Genomic DNA, 13756 nt, shown 5'->3' on the forward strand with positions numbered 1-13756 from the left:
CCGCCTTCGTTCCAATCAATTTACCTAAGTTCGCTATTTACTATTTATTGTTGAGGGCTATTAGTTATTGGATTTAGGACCAGTTTGTTGAGTTATACAGTGACGGAGTAACTTGAGCGAAAATGCATGGTGCAAAATTAAAAACTAGCCTCAAGATGATCACTTCTAAAAGGAGGCTTCCAGTTAGAAGGTTAATGAAAAATATCCATTTACTAATCGCTAGTAAATGGATATTTTTCATTTATGGTGTCTTTACATCTTTTGTCCATTCAGCTACTTTATCTTGGTTATTGTTAATCCATTTTTTTGCAGCGTCCGTGGCACTCATACCTTCCATAATATCAAACATCACACTTTCAATATCTTCGGCGGTCCAATGGAAACGATTTAGGACATCATATGCCTCGGAAGCATCTTCCTTTAATCCTTTACGGGCAAATGTACCAATATATTCTTCCGTACCATATAAATCTTTTGGGTCTTCTAAATATTTTAAATCGTAGGCATTAAAGATCCAATGGGGTGACCAACCTGTAATGATGATTTCTTCATTATTTGAAATGGCTTGACTAAGGGCTGCGGTCATGGCACCGGCAGAAGAGGTTAGTATATTCCAGCCTTCTAGATTGTGATATTCCTTATAGGCATTTTCTGTTGTGGCCATCATATTAGCTCCTGGTTCAATACCTGTAATTGTTTTATTGGCTTGATTTGTTAAGTCTTCAATGGAATTAACGTCCATATAACTTGGAACGACTAAGCCAATTTTAGCACCAGTAAGGTTTTCGCCTAAATTCTCAATTTTATCTTTGTATTTCTCTACTTGCGGAGCGTGTGTTTGGGGTAACCAGGCAGATACCATACCGTCAACCTCACCGTTCGCAAGTGCCTCCCACATAATGCCATTGTCTAATGGTGTGAGCGTCACATCATATCCCAAATTCTCTAAAACTTGTCCTATAACATGGGTAGAAGCAACCTCTGTATCCCATTCCACATACGCCAAGTTAATTTCTTTTTTATCTTTTGTACCCGCATCAGCAGAACCACATGCAGCTAATAGTAGTAGGCATGATAAAGCAAATCCTATCTTCCATATTTTTAAATATCTCATCAAATTCCCCTTTCAATAATTACTTACATCCTAGTGAAAATTAATAAATATTAACAAGTAACAACTTAATTTTATATAGAAGTTGTTACTTTTGTCAAATTGATGATTCATGCAACGCATGCAATAAAATGGGGGCTTCATTACGGAAAAGGTTCTGAATAGGGTTCTAAAATGCCCATAGATTTTTAACACGATTACATATGATAGGTGAAAATGGAGACTGGGTTTTGAGGAGGCTTAGTATGCACTGGATTACTATTATTCTAATAGGAATTGCTGCAAATCTAGATAATTTGGGGATTGGCCTAGCCTATGGTGTCAAGCAAGTTAAAATTCCTATTTTATCGAATGCAGTGATCGCTGGCATGTCAATGATTGTCACATATGTCGCAGTAACAGCTGGCAGCACTGTTGTTGAATATATTTCACCGCATACTGCCAATTTATTAGGAAGTTTACTATTATGTGTTATTGGTATATGGACCTTGATGTCCAATAACTTTTCTAATCAACGCATAGCAGGTAACCCTGAGCTATTTGATGAAGATAAAAATTTAGTCATCTCAACTCGAGAGGCAATGGCACTCGGATTTGTATTGTCAGCTAATTGCTTAGCAGGAGGTATTGCCATCGGTGCTAATGGCATTTCTGCAATATGGACAGTAATTTCCATTGGTGTCTTCTCATTTGTTACGGTGGGGGTAGGCAGTCAATGTGGTGCATTGCTCTCCAAAACGTTTATTGGGAGGCATTCAACAGCCATTTCAGGATGGCTTTTATTGTTGATCGGTATTTTAGAGATTTTTGCAAAATAAATTAAGAGCGAGAATATCACCAAATTTTGGTGATATTCTTTTTATTAGGAGGAAAATTTGACATATTGAGGACGAATTTGGATTAACGGTTGACATTGACTGGCAGTAACGATTATTCTTGGGAGTAGAATCGTAATTGAGAATTATTTTCGTTTACATGAAAGTGCTTTCGTGGAAGTGAATCTATCAATTAGGATGTTTTATTATGACTAAGGGAGGCGTGCAACACATGAAGAAAATGCTCATGTTGATCATGCTTGTTAGTATTTTTGTCGTTAACTTCGGCTTAACACAAGCATCTGCTCAACTAGCTGATGGCACTCATTCGATAAAATATCAGGTCAATAAACCTGAAAGTAATTCCGCATCAATTGCTAATGATTATTTTGTAAAACCTGCGAAAGTTACGGTGAAAAATGGCACTGCAGTAGTACAAATTACATTAAAAAACAGTGCATGGATTACGAAATTTCAACCACCAGGTGGAGCAACTGTAGTAAGTGAAGATCAAGCAGCAGATACACGAACTGTACAATTCACCGTTAAAGACCTAACAAAACCTGTAGTAACAGCGATGAAAATTGATATTGATGATATCAATTATCATCATGAATACAGTGTATCACTTGTATTTGATGCCACATCAATTGCAAGCTCAGCATCTGCTTCTACTCAAAAAACAGAATCCAGTAAATCACAACCAACTTCTTCAGCAACTACAACTGAAAGTCAAGTGCCCAATCCACAAACAGATGATGCAACACCTTATCTATTAATAGTTGCATTAGTGGGGTCAGCATTTTTACTTTATAGAAAAAAACTACAAACAAAAACGGAGGGTCAATAAAATGGCTAAAAAACGTCAATCACGCGCAACTAAAATAGTACTAGCTTCATTGTTAGCAGCATCTCTTACAGTTCCTTCCTTTGCATCTGCGGCAGAATTAGCAACAACAAATACAGAAGTGAAAGCAGAAACAACGAAAGCTGCTAAAACAGATTCAGTTATTAATTTCCAAATTTTTAAAACAGGTACGACAGAAGCACAGCCTGCAATTAGTTCTCATTTAGTACCACAAGGAACAATTGTTGAAAAAGACGGTAAATTTGAAGCTCAATTAACAATTACAGCTAAATCTGCACCAATGATTGCAGGTCTACAAACAAAACAAGGCGATACATTTGTAGATGCTAAAGAAGTAAAAAATAGCGATGGTACAATTACATACAGTTTCCCTGTTGTTGTTGATGAAGTTAAATCAGCAAAAATTCATGTAGTCGTTCCGTCCGCAAATATGGATAAATGGTATGACTTTGATTTAAAAGCAGTGAAAGAAGTAAAAGAAGAAGTGAAAGTGAATGAAGTAGCTGTCACTGTTTACAAAGATGGTACAACAGAAGAGTCGATGATGAAACAGTATATCGCACCAAAAGTAGGGATTACTGTAAAAGACGGTAAAAATGTTGTAACAATGACATTCCCTCAAGGTCAATATGTAAAAGGTTTCACTGTAGAGGGTAAGGAAGCAACTTTAGTGAAACAAGATGATACAACAAATTCACGCACATATTCATTTGAAGTTGCAGATTTGAAGAAACTGGTAAATGCTCAATTACACATCGTTGTAAATGAACCAGCACAAGGTGTGAAGTATGATTCGAATCATACAGTACAATTTAGCTTTGCTGTGGAAGGTGCAGTGAAGCCAGTTATTAATCCATTTAAGGACATTAGTAAAGATGCGAATAAAGATGCCATCCTATCACTTTACAGCTTAGGTATTGTGAAGGCACAAGATAATTTTAGACCAAATGACAACATTACACGTTCTCAATTTGCTTTAATGGTAGCACGTTCATTGAACGTAACTTCTACAAAAGATGCTGGATTTAAAGATACAGGCAAGCTTAGTGCGGAAGCTGTTCAAGCTATTAATGCATTAGCTGAAGCTGGGATTGTTAAAAAAGCTACAAACTTCAATCCAAATGATACACTTACTCGTCAACAAGCAGCTGTAATGATTTATCGCACTGTAACACATGTAGCAGGAAAAGAAATGAGCTTTGGTGATACAAGTCTTTCTTACTATGCTGATGGAGCAAAAGTGAAAGATGAAGAAGCAAAAAAAGCCTTTGCCCTTCTATATGCAGGTAAAGTAATGACTGGCTCTCCAACTGCTGATGGTAAGACAGTTATTGATGCAAATAGTCCATTAAAACGTTCACATATGGCGAAAATTTTAAATGGCTCTTTGCAATACATGAATAAATAATAAGAATTTTTACAGCAACTTCCTTTCTCATATTTTATGGGGGAGGAAGTTCCTATGTGTTTAAAATGGGAGGAGACTATGCAATGACAATCATAAAAAAGCACATTTGTATTTTGGCTGTTTTGGCAGTTTTATTGCTTGTTTTTCCTCCATCCATTTTTATGCAAGCAAAAGCTGAAAACCTTGGCATAATAGATGGTAGTTATCAAGTTGAACTAAGTTTTTCTCCTATTGAGGGCTTTGAAGAAAATCTTTTTAAACATAAAGCAACTCTCACCGTAAAGGATGGACAGTATCAATTAGCTTTGGCACTTGAACAGCCATATTCTGTACGTGATATACATATCGAACAGCTTGGTAATGAAATTTCTTGGACTCAAGATATAGAAAATTTAGTTCAGTTTGATGTTTTGACATTACAAGACCCTATTGTTATAAAGGGCAATGTAGAGCTTGCAGCTGAAGAAACTTATTTTTCATTCACTCAAGAGCTACGAATTGAAATGGCGGGACTTATACCGACCGTTCCTCAGGAAGAAAACAAGACGGATGATGCTGAAAACGTAGTTGTAGAAGAAACAAAGGGTCAAGAATGGGCAGTGGATTATGTATTATTAGCGGATGGTAAAAATGAACCTTCTATTATGAATAACTATGTGAATCCAACCGCAAAGGTGATTGAAAAGGATGGTAGATACTATGCGCAAATGACCATTTTACAATCAGCTTGGGTGACAGGTCTACAAGTAGATTATAAGGGAAATCAGATTGAACCGAAGCAAGTTTCACTTTTAGACAATGTACGCATTGTGGAATTTGAGGTTGAGGACTTAACACAGCCGTTACGAATGTGGGTGAAAATCGATATTCCTGACATTTCATATCATCATCAATACTATGTTCAGCTAGCATTCAATCAAAAACAGGTCGCATTGCTTTTACAAAAACCTATCAACGAAAAACCTACTACGCAAGTTGTACCTGACAAGTCAGTGGAAACGGTTAAGGAGCAGGTACAAAAGCCACAAGCACTAATAAGTAGAGAGAGTGTATCTAGCAAAGCTACACAGACATTACCAGCTATTCAATCACCATTGCTTATACCATGGGAAGAAAAATTAACATTTGATCGTACACTTGATGAACCAACTGATGAAACTTTAGATGAAACATTAGAGGATAGCCAAACGATGGAGGAGACTACGGACAATAAAGTAGTGAAAAATACGACTGCAGAACAGCCAATTGAACCGTTAAACATCGTAAAAATTATTGGGCTAATCGTTATATGTCTCGTATCAGGCTGGCTACTTATTAAGCGTATTAGAAAAAACAAAAATGAGACGACTGAGCAGAAATAAGTGGGGGATGACACAATGAAAAAAGATTGGAAACTGAAGTTACTGTTGTTGACATTACTATCACTAATTCTCGCTGCATGTAGTAGCAGTGATCAAGCAGAAAAGAAAGAGACAGTTACTGATAAAGAACAGGTAACAGAAGATAATGAGCAACGTATCATTGCGGGGACGGTAGTTATAGCAGATATCCTAGATAAGCTGGAGCTTGACGCAATTGCTGTACCAGAAACAGAAAAGCAATTAGCAAAGCGTTATGATGGTCTGCCAACAATCGGTAATGCGATGGAGCCGGATATGGAAATAGTTAAGTCATTAAATCCGACAGAAGTATTATCCGTTTCAACTTTAGAATACGATTTACAGGATAAATTTAAACAACTTAATATTCCTGTTGATTTTCTTAATTTCCAAAGCGTTGATGCCATGCTGAAGGAAATAACATCGCTAGGAGAACGCTATAATCGTCAATCCCAAGCCGATGCATTAGTAAAAGATCTACAGAAGAATATCGAGGCAGTCCAAAGTGTAGCTGCGAATAAAGAAGGTCCTCGCGTATTAATTTTACTAGGTATACCAGGGAGTTATTTAGTAGCAACAGAAAATTCATATGCTGGGGATCTTGTGAAACGAGCAGGAGGTATCAATGTAATGGAAGGACAGGATGCAGAATATCTATCTTCTAATACGGAATATCTCCATAATAGTAATCCGGATATTATTTTGCGCTTATCACATGGTATGCCCGATGAAGTTGTGAAAATGTTTGATGAAGAATTTAAAACAAATGATATTTGGAAACATTTCGAAGCAGTGAAAAACGATAAAGTCTATGATTTAGAGGAAGAATTATTCGGGACGACATCCTCCTTGCAGGTACCACAGGCTTTAGGGCAGCTGATGGAAATTTTCTATCGTAAATAGTAACTTGAATGTCGCTCGTATGATCAGTATTTTACTCGTCATAGAGCGTTTTTCTTATCCTATATGGAATAAAAAAAGAAAAAGGAAGTCCGATATGACAAAAAGAATCGTCAGTTTTTTACTTGTAATTTTTCTATTACTTGTGACAGTTATTTATTCAGCCACAACAGGTAGCATTAAAATGGGCTTTTTTGAGTTTATAGGGGCATTATTTGATGAAGGAAATAGTCAAATGGAGGCGATCCGTGATTTACGCTTCCCACGTATCATCGTCGCATTATTTGCAGGTGCCGCACTTTCAGTTTCTGGGGTGCTTTTACAATCGGTGATGCGTAATCCATTGGCAGATGCAGGGATTATCGGAATATCTTCGGGTGCAGCATTTGTTCAATTATTTATTGTTGCCTTTTTCCCCACATTATTTTTTATGACACCCGTTTTAGCATTTATGGGCGGAGCCTTAGCCTGTATGCTTGTCTTTGCACTATCTTGGAAATCTGGCCTAAGCCCTCTCAAATTGATTTTAGTAGGGATAGCGATTAACGCTATGTTTACAGGCTTAACCGAGGCTATGATTAGCTTAGGTGGCTCCTTAAATATGTCCGCATCTAGTGTGATTGGTTCTAATCTAACAATGCGAACATGGAAAGATGTTTCCACAATTGTGACATATGGTTCAATCGGATTAATAGGGGCTTTTGCTTTATATAGTTGGTGTAATTTACTCGTATTACAAGACAAAACTGTTAAAAGTTTAGGATTTCAAGTTGCGCGAGCACGGTTATTAATTGCAGCCGTGGCTGTTTTATTAGCAGCCGTTTCAGTTGTTGTTGCAGGTGTTATTTCATTTGTGGGACTATTAGTACCTCACATTGCTCGCAGATTGGTTGGTCATGATCATGCTGTGCTTATTCCGTTTACAGCACTGGCAGGAGCTTTATTAATTTTAGTAGCAGATACAATTGGACGTACAATTGTTGCACCACTTGAAATTCCAGCGTCCACAATTATGGCAATTATCGGTGGACCCTTCCTCATATTCTTATTACGAAAAGAGTGACAAACATGGATATACAAGACATCATTGTATCGCATGATAATACACGTAACCATCTAAATGGCGTTTCAACATCCATTACAATGGGCAAAATTACAACAATTATTGGCCCGAATGGCTGTGGGAAATCAACTTTATTAAGTGTTATCTCTCGTCTTCATTTACCTAAATCAGGGAATGTCCTGTTAGAAAATAAAGACGTACTAAACTATAAGCCTAAGGAATTCGCTAAAAAACTAGCGATAGTGTATCAGCAAAACGATATACCGAAAGATTTAACAATTGAAAAATTAGTCGGCTTTGGTCGTCTTCCCCATCAAACATTGCTGAAAAAAGACAATGAAGGAGATGCAAAAGCCATTGAATGGGCATTGGCTTGTACAAATTTACAACAAAAGAGTACAACAAATTTAGAGGCGTTATCAGGTGGCGAGCGCCAACGTGTCTGGATTGCTATGGCTTTGGCACAACAATCTGAAATACTATGCTTGGACGAGCCGACAACGTATTTGGATATTTATTATCAATTAGAATTATTAGAGCTAGTCAAAACATTAAACGAGCAGCACGGCTTAACGATTATCATGGTGCTTCATGATATTAATCAAGCTATTCGCTATAGTGACCATATTATTTTAATGAAGGATGGTCAACTATTCGCAGAAGGTGCTCCACGTGATGTGATCACAAAAGATGTTATTAAAGAGGTTTATGGAGTTGACGCGGTATTTAATGAAGATAAACAACTTGGCTATTATATGATGCCAATAGGGATATGATTGGTGATAGGATGAAAAAGAAGGCGTCAAAGTTAGTCACATTTCTATATTTAGTGATATTTTTATTTTCTGCATTTTCTCTGGCTAAGTATCTATATACGTACTATGAGACATCAAAATCACTGAAGGAAGTGCAGGATATATATCAAGCTACATTAAGCACTATTGAGGATCAGCCAGTAAGTCAAGAGGAAGAAACTCAAGCTCCTTCAACGATAAGACCTCAATTCCAAGATTTATTAGCAATGAACCGTCAAATTGTGGGATGGATTTCAGTGGATGGAACAAAGTTAAATAATCCAGTACTACAAGCTGACAATAATGAGTTTTATTTAAATCATAATTTTAAAGACGAGGAAAGTCGTGCAGGAAGTGTCTTTATGGATTATCGCAATAATATTCTTTCTATGAATCAAAATACAATTTTATATGGTCATGCTATGAAAAACAATACGATGTTTGGTAGTCTAAAAAATTATTTAAAGCAAGACTACGCGGATGACCATCCAATTATTTATTTAGATACCCTATATGAAGGGTATGATATCGAGGTATTTGCTGCATATGAGACAACTATTGATTTCTATTATATTGAAACGGACTTTACAAGTGACGGAGCTTATCAGCAATTTCTAGAGGACATTCAGAAGCGCTCATCCATACAAATGAATGTCGCTATAAGTCCCAGTGATAAAATCCTGACATTGTCTACTTGTAAGGATTCAGTGATGAGTGACGATCATCGCTTTGTTGTGCAGGGTAAATTAGTAAAACGTGGAGAATAAGAATAGTAGGGAAGTACGAAAAGTTCGACACCCTTTTATGGAGGAGAACCATTATTGTCAAGGTTCTCCATTTATTTTTTAAGCCATAATGACTACTCTCAATAAGCAGGTGTCTACGTTTCCATTATTTCAGTTTCTTTTTATTTGATTTTCTCTCCCAGCTCTAAAATAATTCCTTCAGGACCACGAACGTAACATAATTTATAACTATCTTCATATTGCTGTATCTCACTAAAAATTTCTGTACCCCTTTTTTTCAATTTAGCAATAATACCGTCAATATCTTCAACATTAAAGCAAATATGTCGGATTCCTAGCGTATTGGCAAGAGGTTGCTGAATATCTTTGTCATCTGATGGCGAATAAAATTTCACTAGCTCTATCCATGTCTGACCATCAGGCATCCCCAAACCTACACATGCCGTTTTAGCATGATTAAGCCCAACTATTCGGCTTAATTGTTCTCCTTCCAATTCCCATTCTGCTTTTACTTCAAGTCCTAACTCAAGAAAAAATGCTTTAGCCTCTGAAAGATCATTTACGTTTATACTCACATGATCCATTCGATTGATTTTCATATGTTATACCTCCTTGAAATCAAGTGTTCTTCGCAGAATTATACAACAACCTACTATTTTAAGTATCTGTAAAAGTCTCTTTACCGTCATGCTTTTTTTGCTACTTCGGCTATGGAAAAACGTATACATGTTCAGAGGAATAGGATATCTCAGTTTTCAACATGAACATTAAATAAAAAAACAATTTAATTACTTGACGTAATTAGATTATTAATATATAGTAGGTTACATAAAGTAATCAATTGCTTTTTATAACTAAAGTAGTAAAAAAAGATAAGTAACTACAAATGTTTATCCTAAATAATGTTGGGTAACATAATTACTGTAGTTGCTTCATATTTTAAAATATATCTCGAAATCGAGATAAAATCAACTTATTGGAGGAATTTTAAAATGGCAAAATGGAATATTGATTTAGGGCACTCAGCAATTAACTTTCAAGTAAAACACATGATGGTATCAAAAGTGAAAGGTGTATTTGACAAATACACAGCGGACATTGAGGCGGCAGATCTTGCAGACTTAACTACTGCTAACATCAGCTTTACAATTGATCCAGCAAGCATTAATACACGTAGTGAAGATCGTGATAACCATTTAAAAGCAGAAGATTTCTTTGATGCTGAACAATATCCAACAATTACGTTTAAATCAACAAATATTACAAAAAAATCTAGCGATGAATATTCAGTAACAGGTGACTTAACAATTAAAGGTGTAACAAAATCAGTAACATTTGATACGGAGTTTAACGGCAAAGGCACAAATCCATGGGGGCAAGAAGTATATGGTTTTGAAGCTGAAACAACGATCAATCGTGAAGACTTTGGTTTAACTTGGAATGCTGCCTTAGAAACTGGTGGAGTTCTTGTAGGTAAAGATATTAAAGTATCAGTTGAGTTAGAAATTAACCCAGCGTAATAAAGAGATTTTTCCTTGCATGCTTGAAGTAATATTCGAGCATGCTTTTTATATGTCCCAAAATAGGCATGTGCTTATCATATATTCTAGTAATGATATTCTGTAAAAAAATCCCACCAAATAAGTTTCTTGCATATTTTTAGCAAATACTGCATATAAATCATCATATTGTTTTTGGGGGCGATAGGATGAATGTATTAGTGACAGGTGGCTATGGTTTTATTGGCAGTGCAGTAGGTAGGCGTTTTTTTGAAGAAGGAGCATCGGTTTATATTATTGATAATTTAAGTACGGGTCACTTACGAAATGTTGACTTTGAGCATAAATCTTATCTTTTAAATGTGGAAGATGAGGTTTGTGAGCACCTTTTTAAAGAAACACATTTCGATGTGGTGATTCACTGTGCAGCGCAAACAAGTGTTCAACAATCCTTACAGGAGCCAGTAAAGGATATTTTGACGAATATTGTTGGGCTAAGTCAAATGCTCTTTTTATCATCTAAATATAAGGTAAAGCATTTTGTTTTTGCCTCCTCAGCTGCTGTGTATGGAAATAGTCACTACCCGCCACTAGAAGAAACAGATGTCTGTGAACCGATATCTATGTATGGATTAAACAAGAGCATTGGAGAAACCTATTGTGAGAAATGGCAAAAGGATTATCGGTTACCTATTCTTATTTACAGATTCGCCAATGTTTTCGGTCCAAGACAACAAATGCAAGGTGAAGCTGCTGTCATCCCAAGCATGTTAAAAAGTAGTATGGAGGGAAAACCCTTTACGATTTATGGTGATGGTGAACAGACACGTGACTTTATTTACGTCGATGATATTGCAGACGCCATCTATGCCGGTGTCCATGCACGATTGCAGGGTATCTATAATGTGTCCACAAATGAAGCCTGGTCACTTCATCAAGTTATTTTGCTACTTCAGCATTTAAATCATCCACTTGAAATTCAATATGCCCCCGCGCGAGAAGGAGATATTGAACATTCATTTTTAAATAATGACAAATTAGCTAATGCAATTGGTTGGAGACCCAAAATTTCTTTTGCAGAGGGAATTGAACGTACGCTGAATGCTTTACAAGTTGATAAATTAGCGGAAATTTAACGATATAGAGGATTTGGCATATTACACTGTGTAATATGTCTTTTTCTATGTCTATAGTATAATAATTCATTAAAGAAATGGATGTGGACGGAGGCTTACATATGCTTGTAGATTTTAGAGTAAACAATTGTCTAAGCTATAAAGAGGATACATTATTTTCAATGGTAGCGGGAAGTCGTCTGCGAAAATGGAAGGATACCCATACCATGCAATTGGATGATTCACTGCGTGTAGTGAAAAGTGCATTTATTTTTGGGCCAAATGGAAGTGGTAAATCTAATCTATTTACCGCAATTAAGGTTTTGCGGTCCTTACTTTTTAACTTTGAAAATTTAAACAATATTAAACAATTACGTCTACCTTATCAACCATTTAAGCTAGGAAGTCAGCAGGGCAAACCAACAGAATTTATGATTTCCCTATTTTTGGACGGAGCTTTGTATGATTATGAAATTCAGTATAATGCTTCCTTAGTTTTATATGAGCGCCTTCACAAGACAACAAATAATTTGAAGGAAGAACTTTTTGTCCGACGTTGGGATGGTGTGGACTATTCGTATGACACAGCTCATTCGACGGCACAGGAATTAACAAAATATACACGTAATAATACAGCCTTTTTATCAGTGCTCCATGTTTTTAATGATTCAGATGCGTTAAAGGTATTCGATTGGTTTTTACATAAAATCCTGTTTCTCGATGAAGCGAATCGGTTATCAAGTCATCCCCTTATTCGTAAACTTGAAGAAGAGCCTTTTAAAAAAGAGGTCATCAAACTTCTTAAAATTGCCGATTTTTCGATTCAAGATGTCACAGCAAGACGTGTGGAACGCAGAGAAAAAAATACCATTGGCTACGAATTTGACACCCCTGAGATCATTCAAGAAGTTGATATCGATCTGCATTATTTATCATTCGATGAAGCAGGTGCCCCCATCGGGACAGAGACGATCAATTGGACGATGGATTCTAAAGGTACTGTGCGCATGTTGCATTTAGCTTGTGTGATGGTAGATGCTTATAATAAAGGAAAAACTATTTTTATTGATGAATTTGATACAGCTTTTCATGTGTCAATTTGTGAATTTCTAATGGCAATCATGAATAGTAAACGCAATACGAGTAATCAATTTGTCGTGACGAGTCATGAAATAGAATTATTGGATCAGCCATTGCGGTCCGATCAAATTTGGTTTGTTAATAAAACCTTTAAAAATGAATCTGAGCTTTATTCTTTATTTGATTTTGCAGACCTGCAAAAAAAGCGTGGCGACCTTTCATATGCAAAACGTTATTTAAAAGGAGAATTTGGCGCAACTCCCGTTATTAATGAATATTTATCTGAACAATATTTAGATGAAGCGGAGGTATCTGAGCAGTGAGAGTACGACAACAAGGAAACCGAACACTGCGGAAAACTATTTTAATTTATTGTGAAGGTGAAACGGAACGTATTTATTTTGAGCAGCTACGTATTTTGAAGCGCTCTAAAATGGTGAGTGTGAAAATAAAAAACGTTAAACGTTCTGCAATTAAGCTTGCTCAACATGCATATCGGGATTCAAGTTATCAATATTTTGACGAGGTCTGGATTGTTTTTGATAAGGATGATTTAACTGAAAAGCAATTGGAGGAAGTAAATCAATTTTGTGAGGAAAAAGGGATTCATATTGCTTATTCAAATGAAGCTTTTGAATTGTGGTTACTTTTGCATTTTGAAGAAGTGGATAGCTCGGAAAAATATCCACGAGCTGTCTTAAATGACAAAATGGAACAACATCTTGGCGTGAGTCGATATTTCCGTCATAAGGCTGACGAGTCTCTTATTGCCCCTATTGCATTACGACATGAGGTAGCGATTAAAAATTGTACGGACATGATGGCTCTTCGTAGTACGGAGAGCCGTGACAACCCCTACTGTAACATACATGAAATGATACGATACATATTTTAAGATTGGTAGGTTCTTTATGTTATATAGGGAACCTACTTTTTACTTTAGTGGAGATAGATTGTCAAATAAATGCATGTTTATTC

14 protein-coding genes are annotated in these 13756 nt (G+C 36.2%); 12 read left to right on the forward strand and 2 right to left on the reverse strand.

All coding sequences use genetic code 11. The features are described from left to right. Nucleotides 1-241: 241 nt before the first annotated feature. On the reverse strand, nt 242-1114 hold the full coding sequence (locus AC1Q6O_RS02310; RefSeq protein WP_239354215.1) for a glycine betaine ABC transporter substrate-binding protein: 873 nt from the start codon (nt 1112-1114) through the stop codon (nt 242-244). A gap of 242 nt (nt 1115-1356) precedes the next feature. On the opposite strand from AC1Q6O_RS02310, the gene AC1Q6O_RS02315 reads away from it, so the two are divergent. From AC1Q6O_RS02315 to srtB, 8 genes are all read left to right on the forward strand, one after another. Beyond that, nucleotides 1357-1929, forward strand: coding sequence for a manganese efflux pump (locus AC1Q6O_RS02315; protein WP_036147235.1), 573 nt, complete (start codon nt 1357-1359; stop codon nt 1927-1929). Nucleotides 1930-2158: 229 nt separating this feature from the next. Continuing rightward, nucleotides 2159-2776 carry a heme uptake protein IsdC gene (gene isdC / locus AC1Q6O_RS02320; protein WP_237068730.1) on the forward strand — a complete coding sequence of 206 codons (618 nt, stop codon included), beginning with the start codon at nt 2159-2161 and terminating at the stop codon, nt 2774-2776. Nucleotide 2777: 1 nt separating this feature from the next. Continuing rightward, on the forward strand, nt 2778-4202 hold the full coding sequence (locus tag AC1Q6O_RS02325; protein WP_089987219.1) for an NEAT domain-containing protein: 1425 nt from the start codon (nt 2778-2780) through the stop codon (nt 4200-4202). Between the two features lie 83 nt (nt 4203-4285). Then, nucleotides 4286-5563 carry an NEAT domain-containing protein gene (locus tag AC1Q6O_RS02330; RefSeq protein WP_342550801.1) on the forward strand — a complete coding sequence of 426 codons (1278 nt, stop codon included), beginning with the start codon at nt 4286-4288 and terminating at the stop codon, nt 5561-5563. Nucleotides 5564-5578: 15 nt separating this feature from the next. Beyond that, complete coding sequence (gene isdE / locus AC1Q6O_RS02335; protein ID WP_090003291.1) at nt 5579-6484, forward strand: heme ABC transporter substrate-binding protein IsdE; 906 nt, start codon at nt 5579-5581, stop codon at nt 6482-6484. Nucleotides 6485-6578: 94 nt separating this feature from the next. Continuing rightward, complete coding sequence (locus AC1Q6O_RS02340; RefSeq protein WP_089987217.1) at nt 6579-7544, forward strand: FecCD family ABC transporter permease; 966 nt, start codon at nt 6579-6581, stop codon at nt 7542-7544. Nucleotides 7545-7549: 5 nt separating this feature from the next. Further along, nucleotides 7550-8320 (forward strand): ABC transporter ATP-binding protein, encoded by a 771-nt coding sequence (locus AC1Q6O_RS02345; RefSeq protein ID WP_090003290.1) that lies wholly within the window; start codon nt 7550-7552, stop codon nt 8318-8320. Between the two features lie 11 nt (nt 8321-8331). Continuing rightward, nucleotides 8332-9105, forward strand: a complete 774-nt coding sequence (gene srtB / locus AC1Q6O_RS02350) for a class B sortase (RefSeq protein ID WP_237068728.1) — start codon at nt 8332-8334, stop codon at nt 9103-9105. Nucleotides 9106-9245: 140 nt separating this feature from the next. Here srtB and AC1Q6O_RS02355 read toward each other — a convergent pair whose 3' ends face one another. Further along, a complete protein-coding gene (locus AC1Q6O_RS02355) occupies nt 9246-9683 on the reverse strand; it encodes a VOC family protein (protein WP_008174192.1) in 438 nt (145 codons plus the stop codon). Nucleotides 9684-10076: 393 nt separating this feature from the next. Here AC1Q6O_RS02355 and AC1Q6O_RS02360 point away from each other — a divergent pair, with 393 nt between their 5' ends. From AC1Q6O_RS02360 to AC1Q6O_RS02375, 4 genes are all read left to right on the forward strand, one after another. Then, nucleotides 10077-10604 (forward strand): YceI family protein, encoded by a 528-nt coding sequence (locus AC1Q6O_RS02360; protein ID WP_008174190.1) that lies wholly within the window; start codon nt 10077-10079, stop codon nt 10602-10604. Nucleotides 10605-10792: 188 nt separating this feature from the next. Then, nucleotides 10793-11719, forward strand: coding sequence for an NAD-dependent epimerase/dehydratase family protein (locus tag AC1Q6O_RS02365; RefSeq protein WP_008174188.1), 927 nt, complete (start codon nt 10793-10795; stop codon nt 11717-11719). A 101-nt stretch (nt 11720-11820) separates the two neighbouring features. After that, nucleotides 11821-13101 (forward strand): AAA family ATPase, encoded by a 1281-nt coding sequence (locus tag AC1Q6O_RS02370; RefSeq protein WP_043989705.1) that lies wholly within the window; start codon nt 11821-11823, stop codon nt 13099-13101. Further along, nucleotides 13098-13673, forward strand: a complete 576-nt coding sequence (locus AC1Q6O_RS02375) for an RloB family protein (RefSeq protein WP_089987213.1) — start codon at nt 13098-13100, stop codon at nt 13671-13673. Before AC1Q6O_RS02370 ends, AC1Q6O_RS02375 begins: the two co-directional genes overlap by 4 nt. Nucleotides 13674-13756 lie beyond the last annotated feature (83 nt).

It is taken from the genome of Lysinibacillus sp. GW823-FHT06C08 (assembly GCF_058795135.1).